Annotated in this window: 12 protein-coding genes; 1 reads left to right on the forward strand and 11 read right to left on the reverse strand. The window is 66.9% G+C overall.

Going from position 1 to position 13,911, the window contains the following annotated elements; genetic code table 11:
- Positions 1-17 precede the first annotated feature (17 nt).
- Genes AC07NB_RS12080 through gmd form a run of 11 tightly spaced genes read right to left on the reverse strand, consistent with a single transcriptional unit; the run spans position 18 to position 9,417 of the window.
- A complete protein-coding gene (locus AC07NB_RS12080) occupies positions 18-1,106 on the reverse strand; it encodes a GNAT family N-acetyltransferase (RefSeq protein ID WP_492312294.1) in 1,089 nt (362 codons plus the stop codon).
- A 24-nt stretch (positions 1,107-1,130) separates the two neighbouring features.
- Entirely contained in the window at positions 1,131-1,820 is a 690-nt protein-coding gene (locus tag AC07NB_RS12085; RefSeq protein WP_494571155.1) for an LbetaH domain-containing protein, read from the reverse strand.
- A 13-nt stretch (positions 1,821-1,833) separates the two neighbouring features.
- Positions 1,834-2,769: a polysaccharide deacetylase family protein gene (locus AC07NB_RS12090; protein ID WP_494571156.1), complete on the reverse strand. Its 936-nt coding sequence runs from the start codon at positions 2,767-2,769 to the stop codon at positions 1,834-1,836.
- Positions 2,769-3,695: a sterol desaturase family protein gene (locus AC07NB_RS12095; RefSeq protein WP_291832347.1), complete on the reverse strand. Its 927-nt coding sequence runs from the start codon at positions 3,693-3,695 to the stop codon at positions 2,769-2,771. The genes AC07NB_RS12090 and AC07NB_RS12095 overlap by 1 nt, the downstream gene beginning before the upstream one ends.
- A 32-nt stretch (positions 3,696-3,727) precedes the next feature.
- Positions 3,728-4,504: an imidazole glycerol phosphate synthase subunit HisF gene (hisF, locus tag AC07NB_RS12100; RefSeq protein WP_492312297.1), complete on the reverse strand. Its 777-nt coding sequence runs from the start codon at positions 4,502-4,504 to the stop codon at positions 3,728-3,730.
- Positions 4,504-5,124 (reverse strand): imidazole glycerol phosphate synthase subunit HisH, encoded by a 621-nt coding sequence (gene hisH / locus AC07NB_RS12105; RefSeq protein WP_492312298.1) that lies wholly within the window; start codon positions 5,122-5,124, stop codon positions 4,504-4,506. The genes hisF and hisH overlap by 1 nt, the downstream gene beginning before the upstream one ends.
- 7 nt (positions 5,125-5,131) lie before the next feature.
- A complete protein-coding gene (locus AC07NB_RS12110; protein WP_291832353.1) occupies positions 5,132-6,304 on the reverse strand; it encodes an N-acetyl sugar amidotransferase in 1,173 nt (390 codons plus the stop codon).
- Positions 6,305-6,306: 2 nt separating this feature from the next.
- On the reverse strand, positions 6,307-7,056 hold the full coding sequence (locus AC07NB_RS12115) for an acylneuraminate cytidylyltransferase family protein (RefSeq protein ID WP_494571157.1): 750 nt from the start codon (positions 7,054-7,056) through the stop codon (positions 6,307-6,309).
- Complete coding sequence (locus AC07NB_RS12120) at positions 7,053-7,823, reverse strand: glycosyltransferase family 2 protein (RefSeq protein WP_494571158.1); 771 nt, start codon at positions 7,821-7,823, stop codon at positions 7,053-7,055. Before AC07NB_RS12120 ends, AC07NB_RS12115 begins: the two co-directional genes overlap by 4 nt.
- Positions 7,823-8,299: a dTDP-4-dehydrorhamnose 3,5-epimerase family protein gene (locus AC07NB_RS12125; protein WP_291832360.1), complete on the reverse strand. Its 477-nt coding sequence runs from the start codon at positions 8,297-8,299 to the stop codon at positions 7,823-7,825. The genes AC07NB_RS12120 and AC07NB_RS12125 overlap by 1 nt, the downstream gene beginning before the upstream one ends.
- A 5-nt stretch (positions 8,300-8,304) precedes the next feature.
- The gene (gmd, locus tag AC07NB_RS12130) at positions 8,305-9,417 is read right to left on the reverse strand and encodes a GDP-mannose 4,6-dehydratase (protein WP_492312301.1); all 1,113 of its coding nucleotides are present in this window, start codon (positions 9,415-9,417) and stop codon (positions 8,305-8,307) included.
- A 208-nt stretch (positions 9,418-9,625) separates the two neighbouring features.
- On the opposite strand from gmd, the gene AC07NB_RS12135 reads away from it, so the two are divergent.
- A partial coding sequence (locus tag AC07NB_RS12135; protein ID WP_494571159.1) for a M10 family metallopeptidase C-terminal domain-containing protein occupies positions 9,626-13,911 on the forward strand: 4,286 nt, incomplete at its 3' end.

A 13,911-nucleotide genomic window follows, 5' to 3' on the forward strand; every position in this document is an offset into this window, starting at 1 on the left:
TGCGAAGGGGGAGAAGCTTACCGCGGCTCTAGGCCGTTGGTTTGATAGTAGGCCAGGGTCGGGCGGTCGAGGTCGAGATCGCCCTTGACCACATGCATCCGGCCCAGATCCGCCAATTCGGCCTGGGCGTCGCGGGCCCAGTAGATCAGCGAGGTCGTCTGCGGGTCGCGCAGTTCGGGCGGATGGAACAGGCTCAGGAAGGCGAACATCGGCTCGTCCACCGACGAGAACCAGCCGGCCGCGATGAAGTGACGGCCGAAGCCCGACGAGGTGCAGGTGAAGTCCATGGCCGCCAGGCCCCGGTCCCGGGCGTAGAACTCCAGGAACGACAGGACCGCCGGCATCTCTTCGGCCTCGGCGCCGATCTCGACCACATGGGCGAAGGGCATGCCGGGCAGGGCGTCGCGGCGCAGGATCACGTGCGCCTTGCCGATCGCATAGGTCTCATAGGTGTAGACGGGGTGCCGGTCGTATCGCCAGCCGAGGTGGGCGGCGTCCCGGACGTAGCCGTTCTTGTCGGCCAGCCCGCGATCCGGAACGGCCACGTCGGCCGCCGCGACCAGACGGGCGCCGCCTTCATCCGGGGTGACGGCGTCGGCGCGGTGCCGGGCCAGCTTGAGGCCCAGCGGCGCGATGTTGCTGTACGGGGTGACGGCCTCGGTGTCCCAGACGCGGAAGAAGCGCGGGATGTAGCGCCAGTAGTTGAAGCCCTTGCGCAGATAGACGTTCAGCGCCTCATCGCTGATGCCGCTGCCCAGCATCACGTCATAGGTCGACTGCAGGTGGTCCAGCATGCGCGGCCCCAGGCCCTTGCCCTTGGCCTCGGGGGACACGATCCAGGTGGTCAGTTCGGCGGCGCGGCGGCGCTCTCCGCCCAGCATGAAGCTGTGCTCGTGCAGGCCCATCGCCCCGATGATGTTTGAGCCGGACACCGACACGCAGACCGAGCAGAGGTCGTTCTGTTCCGGCGCCGAGACGAACTGCCAGCGCGCGAACTCGGGCAGGCCCAGCGCCATCTTCCGGGGCCAGTGCAGGTCGTAGAAGGCCGCGATCTCCTCGACCGAAACGCCGAGGTCGCTGGCCGAGCCGGTGGTGATGGCGTCCATGGGGTCTCCTGAACAGGTCGCGGATCAGATGTCGCCGCGGGTGTCGTCGGATCGATCCCGCCACAACGGGTAGAAGGTTTCCTCACGCCTGACAACGGCGGTCCCGGGCGTGCCTATGTACCGGCTGTTGTCCGGCAGATCGCGGTCGATCAGCAGGGATTCGGTGCCGATCTGGCATTGGCGTCCGACTGTGCAGTCGCCCAGCACGGCGGCCCCGGGCCGCAGCGTCACATGCTCGCCGAAGGTCGGATAGATATCGTGGTTGGAACCCACGCCGACCCGCTGGTAGCTGACGAAATAGTCGCTGTAGTTCGCCCGCCCCAGCACCGTCCCGAGGGGGTGGACCAGCAGGAAGATGCTGGGCAGCTCGACCTCGTAGAAGATGTCGCAGCCGTGCATGGCCTTGTTCAGCAGGAACAGCTTGGCGCACAGGTCCGCCGGCGCCTTCTGCCGGAACAGCTCGTTCGACAGCAGGTACAGCCACATGGCGTACTGGTCGCCGTGCAGGTGGCTGAACCGCGCCTGCCCGCCGTCGAAGAAGTATTTGTTGTCCACGCGGCTGAAGCAGTGCTCGAGCCGTTCCAGCGCCCTCGGCATGGCCGGGCGCAGGTCATCGACCGACACCTCGCCGTCGGGGAAATTGTGGCTCACCTGCCGTGCGACATAGGCGGCCAGCAGGTCCGGCGTCAGGCTCATCGCGATCCGCGTGGTCATCGCCGTCTCCGCTTCAGGCCACCGGCAGGTGGATGGTGTCGACGCGCGGCAGCTCCAGCGGATCATCGACCGCCAGATCCGCCACCGCGTCCCGCGTCGTCACGCCCAGCGCCCCGCCGCGGGCCCGCACGATGTCGAGCGTATCGCGGTTGTAGCCGCCGTAGGGATAGCAGATCGACCAGTCGGCCTTGGGCACGCCCAGCTCACCCAGGAAGTCCAGCGACCGGTCGATGTCGCGCGCCTGCTCCTCCGGCGTCATGGAGGACAGCCACTGGTGGCTGTAGCCGTGGCTCCCGAAGGTCATGCCGGCGCGCATCATGGTCCGCGCCTGGTCGGTCGACATGTACAGTTCCGCCGCGAAGGCCGCCTCGTCCGCGCTGACGATGCGCGCGAACAGGGTGTCGCAGATGTCGTTGCGCACCGCTTCGGGCAGGCCGGTCTGCAGCATCAGCTTGATGAACAGCACCTCGGGCGTGTCGAGGTGACACTCGCCCATGAACTCGTCCACATAGTCCTGCCACGGACGAAGCGCCGCGCCGGCCTCCCGCGCCTGCTCCACCGCCTCGTGCAGCAAGACGACCAGCTTGGTGGCGTCCGGCTCCGAGGCGAGGATGAAGTGGATCCGGTTCACGTCCAGCAGGCGGCCCTCCAGGATGGGCTGGGCCGGCGGGAAGAAGGTCCCCTGCCAGCCGCGCTCGTCCAGCAGGGGGAAGACGTTCTGGTAGTGGTCCAGATAGCCGTCGTCGAAGGTCAGCCAGCAGGCGTTGTCCGGCAGGCGCTCGTCGCCGCGCCGCGCGGCCAGGATCTGCTGGGTGGTCACGACCTCGTAGTTCGCGCCGATGTGGTCCAGTTGGCCCCGGAAGGCCTCGGTCGTCCGCCCCTTGATCGCCGGATAGCGGGACCGGGCCAGGTCACGGACATAGTGGTACATGACGATGGTCAGGGACATCAGTCGGCCCCGCCTTTGTTGGCCACAAGGCTGAAGCAGTGCTCGAGACGCGGCTGGGCCGCCTCCTTCGGACCCGGAAAAGGCTTGTTCCGGATCAGCCGGACGATGCCGACCACGGGAGCGAGGTTCTGGCGCCAGAAGCACTCGGGCACACGCTCATGGGCCAGTCCGTATTTCAGCGGCTCCGTTCCGCGTTCGGCTACCGTGCCGAACATCCGGTCCCAGACAGTCAGCAGGTTCCCGTAGTTGCGGTTGATGTGCTCCGGCGCGCGCGAATGGTGCACGCCGTGGAAGGAGGGCGACACGACGAGCAGTCCCAGCGGCCCATAGGTCCAGTCCAGTCCCGAATGCTCAAGCATCGAGCGGCACACCCTGAGCAGCAGGAGGACCAGGGGCAGTTCCGCCGACCCGGTGATGACGCCCAAGGGGAAGAGCAGCAGGAAATCCAGGAACCGGTCCAGCAGCGGAAAGCGGAAATGGGTCAAGATGGTCAGATGCTCCTGCGAATGGTGCACCTTGTGGAACTGCCACAGCCAGCGGTTTTCGTGCTTGAAGCGGTGGATCCAGTAGCCGCAGAAGTCGGCCGCCAGCAGGCTGACGATCAGGATCGCCCAAGCCGGCGCCTGCGTCGCCTGGTCCAGTCTCAGCCACGGCGCCAGCGCGTCGACGTAGCCGTTGAGGGAGGCGGCCACCGGCGCGATCACGATCAGCGCCTGGATGTGGCTGAGCTCGAACAGCCCGTACAGCATGTCGGTGCGGGCGTTGCGCGATCCGTATTTCGACAGCGCCTTGCGCCGCTGCACGATGTCGACGACAGCGACCACCACCAGCGCCGCGGCCAGCACCGAATAGAGCGGCCATTCGGCGCTCACGTTGCGGGCGATGCTCTGCATCACGACCCCGGCGCTGCTCGCAGGATCGCTCACCAGACGCTCCACGCTCAGCGCGGTGAGCCCGGTCACGAACGACTGCCCTTCTGGTTCCGGACGTACACCCCGTTGGTGGCCAGATAGGTGCGCACCTTGATCGGGCTGTGGTCGGTGAAGATGAACATCGACGAGATGGTGATCGCCGAGGCCCCGGCGTCCAGCGCCGACTTGCAGTCGTCCAGGCTGCCGGCGCCCGACGAGGCGATCAGCGGGATCGACAGCTTGTCCGACAGGTCGTTGATCAGCTCCAGGTCATAGCCGTTCATCATCCCGTCCCGGTCGATGGACGACATCAGGATCTCGCCGGCGTGCAGGTCCTGCATCCGCTGGGCGAACTCGACGGGGTCGTGGCCGGTCTCGGTCGTGCCGCCGCGCCCGAAGACGCGCTTCCGGCCGGACTCGTCGGCCCTGTAGTCGATGGACACCACGATGCATTGGTCGCCGAACCGGCTGGCGGCCTGGGTGACGAAGTCCGGGTTCTCGATGGCGGCGGAGTTGATGCTGACCTTGTCGGCGCCGCTTTTCAGAAGGGCCTCGATCTGCGCCAGGGTGGTCACGCCGCCGCCGGCGGTCAGGGGCACGAAGACCTCTTCAGCCACCCGCTCGATGATGTTGCCCGTCACAACCCGGCCCTCGGCCGAGGCGTCGATGTCGACGAAGATCAGCTCGTCCACGCCGTAGGAGTCATAGACCTTGGCCGTCGAGACCGGGTTGCCGGCCTCGCGCTGATCGTCGTGGAACCGGCGCATCTTCACCAGACGGCCGCCGCGGATCAGGAATTTCGGGATGATCCGTTTCTTGAGCATCAGAACTCGTGCGCCAGCCAATTCTGCAGAAGCTGCAGGCCGTTGTCCTGGCTCTTTTCCGGGTGGAACTGGGCCGCGACCAGATTGCCGCGCCGCACCGCCGCGGTGAACGGGCCGCCGTGGTCGCAGGTTCCGGCCACGTCCGCCGGATCGGCGCAGACCATGTGGAAGGAGTGGACGAAATAGTAGTCGCTCTCGCCCGAGGGCAGGCCCTTGAACAGCCATTCGTCCGGGGCGAACGAGACGGCGTTCCAGCCGACGTGCGGCACCTTGGCGGGCGGCAGGACCTCCAGCGGGCGGATCTCGGCGTCCAGCCAGCCCAGCCCGTCGTGGACCCCGTGCTCCAGGCTGCGCTTGGCGAACAGCTGCATGCCCAGGCAGACGCCCAGCACCGGCTTCTTCACCTCCAGCGCCAGCCGGTTCAGCACGGGACGCAGTTTCTTGGCGTCGATGGCGGCCATGGCGTCCCCAAAGGCGCCGACGCCGGGCAGGACCAGCCGGTCCGCCTCTTCCAGCTCATCGAAGTCGGCGGTGACCACCGCGTCCTCGCCGATGTACTCGAACGCGTTCATCAGTGAACGGACGTTGCCCATGCCGTAGTCGATGATGGCGATGGTCATCGGGCGTTCACTCCGCGGCCTTGGGCGGTCCGACCTTGAGATCGCTCAGGTCGGTGCGGTCCCATTTGTCGAAGTCCGGCATGACGTTGCCGGTCTCCAGGTTCTTGCGGTCGAACTTCCACGGGTGGACCTGGTGCGGGGCCAGGATGTCGTAGAACTCGTCCTCGCTGATCTGTAGGTGCTGCAGGAACCAGTCCATCGAGGCCGGGCGCTTGCCGTCATACTTGGCCTCGATCTCCAGCGCCTCTTCGCGCGTCTTGCGGCCGTTGCGGATGTCGATCGACAGCAGGTGGTTGGCCCGGCCGTAGCCGCGCTTCACGTATTTGGACCAGTCGCGCATGCCCTGGAAGGTGCACTCGATCTTCTCGTAGTCGTACTCGGGCGGCACGCCCTCGACTTCCTGGCCCTTCCAGCCCAGTTCCTTCTTGATCAGCTCGACGTTCGCCTTGGTGTCCCACTCGATGTAGTTGCCCAGGCAGATCGACTGGACCTTCAGTTTGATCAGGTCCTTGCGCTTGGGATAGTCGAACATCCACAGGTCGCGGCGCTCCACGCGCCCCTGCAGGAATTCGTACATGTCGTCCGCCGTGATCCCCTGGTTCATCAGGCGGTTGAAGCGCTTCTCGTCGACCTCCTCCATCTCCTCGAAGGTGTACCAGCTGTGGTACTCGGCCGTGCTCTCGCCCCAGAACAGCAGCGGGACCTCGAAGCGGACGGCCATGTGCATGACGCCCGAATAGATGCCGGTGTGGCAGTGCCAGCAGAAGTCGCCGCGGCGCTTGAAGCTCTCCAGCATCAGCTCACGCACGACGTGGAAATTCGGCGTGAACTCGACCACGTCGCAGCCCAGCTGCTTGAAGACCGAGGTGTTGTTGTCCTCGACCAGCGGGCGATAGCCCCAGTGGTTGTAGCGGACCACCAGCGGCTTAAGCTTCAGCACCTTGATGATGTAATAGAGCTGGAAGACCGAGTCCTTGCCGCCCGAATAGGGGACGATGCAGTCGTACAGGCCCTTGCCCTTGTGGGCGGCCACGATCTCGTCCAGCTGGCGCTGGCGATCGGCCCAGTCGATCTTGTCCTGCTTGAACTGGACCTGACGGCAGACAGAGCAAACGCCCTCGTCGTCATAGGTGATGGTGTCGACCGTCTCGGGGGTCAGGCAGCGGGTGCATTTGCGCATGGTCATTCCGTGCCGGAGGGGGAGGCCCGGCCTTCTTCGAGGATCGTATCAAGGTTCGAGGCGATCGCCTCAATGCAGATGAAGTCGACCAGGTCATCGACCTCGTGCGCCTTGTGCCGCGCGCTCTCATAGCCGAGCGTACGGGCATGACAGAAGCCCCGCTCGCGCCGCAGGGCGTCGACGGTCGAGACATAAAGGGCGCCGTCCAGCACGAACAGCGGCTCGATATCCTGCCGGCGCGGCATCTCGCCGAAGCTGGCCGCAGCATAGGGGGTGATCGCCCCCTCGTCGTCCTTGCGCACGGCGAAGGCGGGGTGCGCGGCTTCCAGCTTCGAGACGCCGACGATGGCGTCCGCGTCGGCGGCGGCCAGCTGGGTCAGCGCCGCGTCCACGTCCGAACCCTCGGTCAGCGGCGAGGTCGGCTCCAGCAGGACGACATAGTCATAGGCGTCGCCCGCCGCCGCCAGCGTATCGACGGCGTGCAGGATGAAGCCGATGGAGGGGGCCGTGTCGCTGGCCAGTTCGGCCGGGCGCAGGAAGGGGGCGTCGGCGCCGTGGGCGACGGCGATATCGGCGAAGCCCTGGTCGTCGGTCGAGATGATCACCCGGTCGACGTGGGCCGAGGCGCGCGCGGCGGCGATCGGCCAGGCCAGCAGGGGCTTGCCCGCCAGCGGCCGGATGTTCTTCAGCGGCAGGCCCTTGGAGCCCTTGCGCGCCGGAATGATCGCGAGAACGCGCTTGCCGTCGATCATGACGTCGCCATTCGTCCGCGCAGCCGCTGCTGCACGCGATCGACGATCTTGTGGAAGGCGAAGCCGGCCAGGGGATAGCGGATGCCCAGGTCGCGCTGGGCCTGACGCACGGCGCGGTTCTGGCGCATGATGCTGGCCATGTCTCCGCCGGTCGCGCCGCCCGAGCGCATGCGCACCATGATGCCGGGGATATGGATCCATTTCAGGTCCAGCGTCTGGAAGACCCGCATCATGAACTCGACATCGCCCGCCTGGCGGTATCCGAGGTCGAACACGCCCGCCTGATCATAGACCCGGCGCCGCAGGAACAGCGTCGGATGGGCCGGATGATGGCCGCGCGCGATGTTGGCCTTGGTCGGCGGACGCGAGCGCCAGACCCGTTCGATCTTCGCCGTATCGACCGGATCGACATAGGTCAGGTCGCCGTAGACGACGTCCACGGTCTCGTCCTCGAACGCCGCCATCACCTCGGCCAGCACCGTGTCCGAGGCGTAGAAGTCGTCGGAGTTGAGGAAGCCGATGACCTCGCCGCGCGCGCGGGCCAGCCCCTTGTTGTAGGCGTCGAAGATGCCCTTGTCGGGCTCCGACACCGCCGAGGTGACGCGCCGGCCTTCGCGGGCCACGATCTCCATGGTGTCGTCCTTGGAGCCGCCGTCGATGACCAGATACTCGAAATCCCCGAGGGTCTGGCTGTTCACCGAGCGCAGGGTGTCGCCGATGGTGCGGGCGCTGTTGTAGCTGGCGGTGATCAGGGAAAGCTTGGTCATCATTCTGCTCCGGGTGCCGGCAGGGGCGGGGCCGCCCGGTCCTTGTCCGACAGGATCACCGTCTCCACGCCCAGCAGGGCGGGCAGGCGGTCGGCGATCGAGAACGCCTCCTCCGACGCCTCATCGTACCCGCCGTCGCAGACATACTCAAAGAGGGTGTCTTCCAGCGCATAGAAGCCGTGGGCGTATTCGGCGTCGATGCGCACCCAGCCGTCGGCGGGGGTCAGGGTCGTGGTCTTCAGTTCGCGGGCCGGATCGTCCATCGAGACGACCACGTCGACGATGGCCCCCTCGACGACGCGGATGACCTTGGTCTGGGGCGAGGGCGCCTGCTGCACGTGCAGGCCGCGGAAGACGCCCCGCCTCGAGAACGAGCGCTTCAGCACCATGGCGTCGCTCTCGTACAGCACCTCCAGCCAGCCGCGATTGTCCTCGCGGCGTTGCGTGGTACCGTCCAGGCGAACGAAGGGATCCAAGGCGGTCAGCTCCAGTCGGCGGTCTTGAGCAGCACGGCCTTGCGGGCGGCCAGCAGGTCGGCCTCCATCATCTCGTCGACCATCTCCTCGAAGGTGATCTCCGGCTCCCAGCCCAGCTGGGCCTTGGCCTTGGACGGATCGCCCAGCAGGGTCTCCACCTCGGTCGGACGGAAGTAGCGCGGATCGACGCGGACGATGGTCTGGCCCGGCTTGATGGCGGGGCAGCGGGTCACGGCCTGGGCCGGGTCGACGCTTTCGACCACGCCGATCTCGTCCACGCCCTGGCCTTCCCAGCGCAGGGTCACGCCGATGCGGGCCGCCGAGACCTCGACGAACCGGCGCACGCTGTACTGCTTGCCGGTGGCGATGACGTAGTCATCCGGGGTGTCCTGCTGCAGCATCATCCACTGCATGCGGACGTAGTCCTTGGCGTGACCCCAGTCGCGCAGGGCGTCCATATTGCCCAGGTACAGGCAGTCGCTCAGCCCCTGGGCGATCTCGCCCAGGCCGCGGGTGATCTTGCGGGTGACGAAGGTCTCGCCGCGCCGCTCGCTCTCGTGATTGAACAGGATGCCGTTGCAGGCGAAGATTCCGTAGGCCTCGCGGTAGTTCACGCACATCCAGTAGGCGAACATCTTGGACACGGCGTAGGGGCTGCGCGGGTAGAAGGGCGTGGTCTCCGACTGGATCGGCTCCTGCACCAGGCCGTAAAGTTCCGAGGTCGAGGCCTGATAGAACTTTGTCTTCTTCTCCAGCCCCAGCAGGCGGATCGCCTCCAGCAGCCGCAGCGTGCCCAGCGCGTCGACGTCGGCGGTGTACTCCGGCGTCTCGAAGCTCACGGCCACGTGGCTCTGGGCGCCGAGGTTGTAGATTTCGTCCGGCTGCACCTCCTGGATGATGCGCACCAGGTTCGAGGTGTCGGTCAGATCGCCGAAATGCATCTGGAACCGCACGTCCGCATCGTGCAGGTCCTGATAGATGTGGTCCACGCGGTCGGTATTGAACATCGACGACCGGCGCTTGATGCCGTGGACGCTGTAGCCTTTCTCAAGCAGGAATTCAGCAAGATACGAGCCGTCCTGGCCGGTGACCCCAGTGATCAGGGCGGTTTTTCTCATGTGGTCTCCAGTGTCGGCCCCGCGCGCCCTTTGGGGCGACGGCCTTCAAAATCAGCATGACGCGGCTCGATGACGCCGACGGGTGGTCCTATCGCAGGGCGCGTCTTTTGGACAAGGGGAGCTTTTGTGACGGTCGACCTCACGCTGTTACGCTTGTCGTATGCTCGCAGCGCGTTAGGTTGCGTGAAAGTTCATTGGGGGACGCCACATGTTTGATACCTTCACCGCCGGTCGCTCGGGTCTTCTGGACGCCGGAGGTTCCGACAACGGCTCGGTCGGGGGAGGTACGCGGTTCGTCGAGGGCGGCGGGTCTACGGCGAACTCGTTGTTCGGCGGGATCTCGAACTATCAGCCGTGCGCCTGCTGCATGCGGTTCCACGGCGCGAACGCCACCGGTGACGGCGGCGGTCTCGGCGCGCTCCTGAACGGCGACGATCGCGGCGTCGTCGGCAGCACGAACAACAAGCCGTCCCTGTCGACCACCGACGCGGGCTCCCAGATCACCCGCACCAACAACAGCTGGGCCGCGGGCCTGGGCCAGGCGGCCACGGTCACCTTCGCCTTCCGTGTGTCCGCGCCGACCATGCCGACCGACACCACGGGCTTCAGCCAGTTCTCGGCGCAGCAGATCGCGGCGACCCTCCAGTCGCTGGCGGCCTGGTCCGATGTGGCCAACATCACCTTCACCCAGGTCACCGACCCGGGAAGCAACTATTCGAACAACGCCACCATCCTGTTCGGCAACTATTCGTCGGGCCAGGACGGCGCGGCGGCCTTCGCCTACCTGCCGGGCACGTCGCCGGGCTTCTCAGGCGCGAGCGCGGTGCAGGGGGATGTCTGGGTCAACAACTCGCTGTCCTACAACGCCGCTCCGGTGCTCTACGGCTACGGCACCCAGACCCTGCTGCACGAAATCGGCCACGCCATCGGCCTCAGCCACCCGGCGACCTACAACGCCAGCGCGGGGCAGAGCATCACCTATGGCGCCAACGCGATCTATTTCGAGGATTCGCGCCAGTACACGGTGATGAGCTATTTCCGTGAGCAGGAAACCGGCGCCGATTTCCGGCTGGGCGGGACGCAGCATTTCGCCTCGGCGCCGTTGATGGACGATATCGCCGCGGCCCAGCGCCTGTACGGCGCCAACACCACCACCCGGACCGGCGACAACACCTACGGCTTCAACTCCAACGCCGGCATGCCGTGGTTCTCGGCCACCACCTCGTCCAGCCCGCTGATCTTCTGCGTCTGGGACGCCGGCGGCACCGACACCTTCGACTTCTCGGGCTACACCGTCGCCCAGGTCATCGACCTGCGTCAGGGCGCCTTCTCGAGCGTGGGCGGCATGATCGGCAACGTCTCGATCGCCCTGGGCGCGGTGATCGAAAACGTCATCGGCGGCACGGGCGCGGACACCATCCGCGGCAACTCGGCCGACAACATCATTCGCGGCAACGGCGGCGCCGACGTGATCGACGGCGGCCTGGGCAGCGACACGGTCGTCTTCTCGGGCGCGCGGTCCAGCTACACCATCACCTGGAACGGCCGGGTCGGCACGGTGACGGCGACGGGCCAGGCCGCGGTGACGGTCACCAACGTCGAATTCCTTCAGTTCTCCGACATGACCATCGCGGCGGCGCCGACCGGCGGCCTGATCGTCGGCGGCGACGCCACCAATGAGACCATCTCGGGCACGGCCTTGGGCGACACCCTGGGCGGTCTGGGCGGCAATGACACCGTGAACGGCCTGGACGGCGACGACTATCTGGACGGAGGTTCGGGCGTCGACATCCTGAACGGCGGCGAAGGCTCCGATATCCTCATCGGCGGCCTGGGCAACGACACGCTGAACGGCGGCAACGGCATCGACACGGCGGACTATTCGGGCGCCCGGTCCGGGATCACGGTCAATCTGGCCACCGGACTCGCGACCGGCGGCGCCGGCGCCGATACGCTCTCCGGCGTCGAGAACGTGACCGGAACGGCCCAGGCCGACACCCTCACCGGCGACTCCAACGCGAACATCCTGCGCGGCGGGGGCGGCGCCGATACCATCTATGGCGGCGGCGGCGACGACCAGCTGTTCGCCGGCGCGCCGGGCGAGGGCGGCGGCGCCCCCGATATCGTGAAGGGTCAATCCACGGCGAACGCGACGATCGGGACCGCGGTGTCTCTCGCCGGCGGGTTCGACATTCGGAGCCGGGACGATGTCGCCAACTCGACGACCATTCCCCATGCGACAGTGGTCGCGACGGCCCATGGCGGCGTCGAGTACTACGCCTTCACGGTCAACGGCACGAATGTCGCGGTGACCTTCGATATCGACAACGCCAACTTCGATTCGACCCTGCGTCTGTTCGACGGCGCCGGCACCCCGCTGGCGAACAACGATGACGGCTCCGTCGTCGACGGCGCGGAAAGGGATGCGCAGCTGACCTACGTCTTCCCCGTGGGCGGCACCTACTACATCCAGGTCGGCCTGTGGCTGAGCAACAACGGCAACGGAACCTTCAACTCGGGGGCTCCCGTCGCGGGCAGCAGCTATACGCTGCATGTTTCCATCCCGAACCAGGAGGTCGTTCCCACCACGCTGGCGGGGTCCGAGCTCAACGGCGACGCGGGCGCGGACGTTCTGACCGGGGGAACCGGCAAGGACACGCTGAACGGCGGCGCGGACAACGACATCCTGAACGGCGGCGGCGAGAATGACACGCTGAACGGCGGAGACGGCGTCGACACCGCCGTGTTCTCGGGCGACCGCTCCGCCTATACGATCAGCACCAGCTCCGGCGTGACCACCATCACCGGGCCGGACGGCACGGACACCCTGACCAACGTCGAACGGCTGCAGTTCGCCAACGGCCTGTTCGACATCGCGGGCAACCCGATCACCACCGCCTCCATCGACGGGACGGCCAACGCCGACACCCTCGTCGGCACGGGGAACGCGGACGTGATCAACGGCCTGGGCGGGGACGACGTCATCACCGGCGGCGCCGGCAACGACACGATCGACGGCGGCCAGGGCAACGACACCGCCGTCTTCAGCGGCACGATGGCCCAGTCGACCGTCGTGACCAACGGCGCGACGACCACGGTGACCGGCCCCGACGGCACGGACACCCTGACCACTGTCGAATACCTGCGCTTCTCGGACGGCACCCTGATCGTGGGCGCCGGCGGCGGCCAGCTGTTCACGGGCACGGCAAACGCCGACACCCTGACCGGCACCGCCTTCAACGACCAGATCAACGCCGGCGACGGCGACGACACCGTCAACGGCGGCGCGGGCAATGACGTCGTGGACGGCGGCATCGGCACCGACACCGCCGTGTTCTCGGGCAATCGCTCGGCCTACACCCTCAGCACGACCGCGGGCGTGACCACGGTGACCGGACCGGACGGCACGGACACCCTGACGGGGATCGAACGGCTGCGCTTCGCCGACGGCCTGTACGACACGGCCGGCGCGCCGATCGTCAACACGATCACCGGCACGCCGAACGCCGACACCCTCGTCGGCACCGCTGAGGTCGATTCGATCGACGGCGGCTCCGGCAATGACGTGATCACCGGCGGCCTGGGCAATGACACCATCACCGGCGGCCAGGGCGTGGATACGGCGGTCTTCGCCGGTCTGTCCTCGGCCTATACGGTGTCGACCAACGCGGGCGTGACCACGGTCACCGGGCCGGACGGCACGGACACCCTGACGGGGATCGAACGGCTGCGCTTCGACGACATCGTGCTGATCGTCGGCGCGGGCGGCGGCCAGTATTTCGCGGGCTCCGCCGGCGCCGACACCATCACCGGCACCGCCTTCAATGACTGGATCGAAGCCGGCGCCGGCGGCGACGTCATCTCGGCGGGCGATGGTTCCGATGTCATCTACGCGGACCGGGACGCCGCCGGCGCGATCTTCGCGGGCAATGACGTCGTCAACGGCGGCGCGGGCATCGACTGGCTGTACGGCGATGGCGGCGACGACTACCTCAACGGCGGCGCTGACAAAGACTATCTTTACGGCGGTGACGGCGACGATGTCCTGGTCGGCGGCGGCGGAGCCGATTTCGGCCAAGGCGGAAACGGATTCGATACGCTCGACTATTCCGAGGCGACCTTCGCCTCAGGCGGGATTACGATCAACTTCGCCACGGTGCCCAGCGGCGCACAGGCTGGTTTGATGATCCTGACCGGCAATGGCGGCGATGCCGAAGGCGACAATTTCCAGTCGATCGAGCGGCTCATCCTCACCGACTTCGATGACACCGTCTTCGCCTCCAACATCCATACAACCGACGGCGTCATCGTCTTCGGCCGGGGCGGTTCCGACTATCTCTGGGGTAGCCAGAACGCCGACCGCTTCGACGGCGGAAACGACAACGACTTCCTGCGGGGTATGGACGGCGACGACACCCTGACCGGCGGCGGGGGCAACGACCTGCTGGACGGCGGAAACGGCATCGACACGGCGGACTATTCCGGCGCGGCGGC

The organism is Brevundimonas sp. GW821-FHT09G01 (assembly GCF_059416065.1).

Bases quoted from the DNA above. Each gene is read 5' to 3' on its own strand.
- AC07NB_RS12080 (WP_492312294.1), bottom strand. From the start codon at position 1,106: ATGGACGCCATCACCACCGGCTCGGCCAGCGACCTCGGCGTTTCGGTC.
- AC07NB_RS12085 (WP_494571155.1), bottom strand. From the start codon at position 1,820: ATGACCACGCGGATCGCGATGAGCCTGACGCCGGACCTGCTGGCCGCC.
- AC07NB_RS12090 (WP_494571156.1), bottom strand. From the start codon at position 2,769: ATGTCCCTGACCATCGTCATGTACCACTATGTCCGTGACCTGGCCCGG.
- hisF (WP_492312297.1), bottom strand. From the start codon at position 4,504: ATGCTCAAGAAACGGATCATCCCGAAATTCCTGATCCGCGGCGGCCGT.
- hisH (WP_492312298.1), bottom strand. From the start codon at position 5,124: ATGACCATCGCCATCATCGACTACGGCATGGGCAACGTCCGTTCACTG.
- AC07NB_RS12110 (WP_291832353.1), bottom strand. From the start codon at position 6,304: ATGCGCAAATGCACCCGCTGCCTGACCCCCGAGACGGTCGACACCATC.
- AC07NB_RS12115 (WP_494571157.1), bottom strand. From the start codon at position 7,056: ATGATCGACGGCAAGCGCGTTCTCGCGATCATTCCGGCGCGCAAGGGC.
- AC07NB_RS12120 (WP_494571158.1), bottom strand. From the start codon at position 7,823: ATGACCAAGCTTTCCCTGATCACCGCCAGCTACAACAGCGCCCGCACC.
- gmd (WP_492312301.1), bottom strand. From the start codon at position 9,417: ATGAGAAAAACCGCCCTGATCACTGGGGTCACCGGCCAGGACGGCTCG.